2 protein-coding genes are annotated in these 1,693 nt (G+C 72.4%); both read right to left on the minus strand.

All coding sequences use genetic code 11. The features are described 5' to 3' along the window. Positions 1 to 32: 32 nt before the first annotated feature. Entirely contained in the window at positions 33 to 851 is an 819-nt protein-coding gene (locus KN815_RS48650; protein ID WP_216348140.1) for a TrmH family RNA methyltransferase, read from the minus strand. An 80-nt stretch (positions 852 to 931) separates the two neighbouring features. Continuing rightward, positions 932 to 1,693, minus strand: a 762-nt coding sequence (gene cobA / locus KN815_RS48655) for a uroporphyrinogen-III C-methyltransferase (protein ID WP_216348141.1), incomplete at its 5' end; no start/stop codon positions are given.

Below are 1,693 nucleotides of genomic sequence, written 5' to 3' on the forward strand. Positions count from 1 at the left end.
TCTGGGGCCGCGAAGCCCCTGCCACGCGGCGGTCAGAGCCCCGGTCTGCCCGAGGTGACCGCGTAGAAGGCGACCGCCGCCGCCGCACCCACGTTGAGCGAGTCCACCCCGTGGGCCATCGGGATCCGCACCCATTCGTCCGCGGCCATCAGCGCCTGCGTGGAGAGCCCGTCGCCCTCCGCGCCCAGCATCAGCGCGACCCGCTCCAGGCGGTGCGGGGCCGCGTCGTCGATGGTGGTGGCCTTCTCGTCGGGGGTCAGGGCGAGGATCTTGAACCCGGCGTCCCGGACCGCCTCCAGCCCTCGCGGCCAGCTCTCCAGGCGGGCGTACGGCACGGAGAAGACGGCGCCCATGGAGACCTTGACCGAGCGCCGGTAGAGGGGGTCGGCGCAGTCCGGGGAGAGGAGTACGGCGTCCATGCCGAGGGCCGCCGCGCTGCGGAAGATGGCGCCGGTGTTGGTGTGGTCGTTGACGGACTCCATGATGACGACGCGCCGCGCGTTCCGAAGGACCGACTCCGCGTCCGGCAGCGGCTTGCGCTGCATGGAGGCGAGGGCGCCGCGGTGGACGTGGTAGCCCGTGACGCGCTCGGCCAGTTCGGGGCTGACGGCGTAGACGGGGGCGGGGACGTCCTCGATGACGTCCCGCATCACATCGACCCACTTGGACGACAGCAGCATCGAGCGCATCTCGTAGCCGGCGAGGCGGGCGCGCCGGATCACCTTCTCGCCTTCCGCGATGAACAGGCCCTCGGCCGGTTCCCGCTTGCGTCGCAGCTCCACATCGGTCAGACCCGTGTAGTCGCGCAGCCGCGGGTCGTCCGGATCATCGACGGTGATGAGATCAGCCACTTAAGTGATACTGCCTTGTCCTGGATGCGGTGCCAATGAGCCCGACATGAATAAGTTACCGGCGGTTACGTCCGCTTACGTCAGCGGTGGTCACGGGCGGAGAGGGCGACCACATCGCCGATCACCACGACCGCCGGGGGCCGTACGCCCTCGGCCGCGGCCCTCTCCCCGACGGTGGCGAGGGTCGCGTCCACCCGGCGCTGGGCCGCGGTGGTGCCCTCCTGGACCACGGCGACGGGGGTGTCGGCGGCCCGGCCATGGGCGACGAGGGTCGCGGCGATGGCGCCGATCTTCTCCACGGCCATGAGCAGCACCAGCGTGCCGCGCAGCCGGGCCAGCGCCGCCCAGTCCACCAGGGAGCTGGGGTCGTCGGGCGCGACATGGCCGCTGACCACCGTGAACTCATGCGCGACGCCCCGGTGGGTCACCGGGATCCCGGCCGCGCCCGGGACGCTGATGGAGCTGGAGACGCCGGGGACGACCGTGCACGGGATACCGGCCTCGGCGAGCGCCTCCGCCTCCTCCATACCGCGCCCGAAGACGAAGGGGTCGCCGCCCTTGAGGCGGACGACCGATTTGCCCGCCCTGGCGTGCTCGATCAGCGCGTTGTTGATCGCCTCCTGGGCCATGAAACGGCCGTACGGGATCTTCGCCGCGTCGATCACCTCGACATGCGGCGGGAGTTCATCGAGCAGATCGCGCGGGCCGAGCCGGTCGGCCACCACCACGTCCGCCTCGGCGAGGAGGCGGCGGCCGCGCACGGTGATCAGGTCCGGATCGCCCGGCCCGCCGCCCACCAGCGCCACCCGCGGGCCGCGGGTGCGGTGCCGGGGCGCGGCGAG

This window comes from Streptomyces niphimycinicus (assembly GCF_018883605.1).
In the GTDB taxonomy this organism is placed as follows: domain Bacteria; phylum Actinomycetota; class Actinomycetes; order Streptomycetales; family Streptomycetaceae; genus Streptomyces; species Streptomyces niphimycinicus.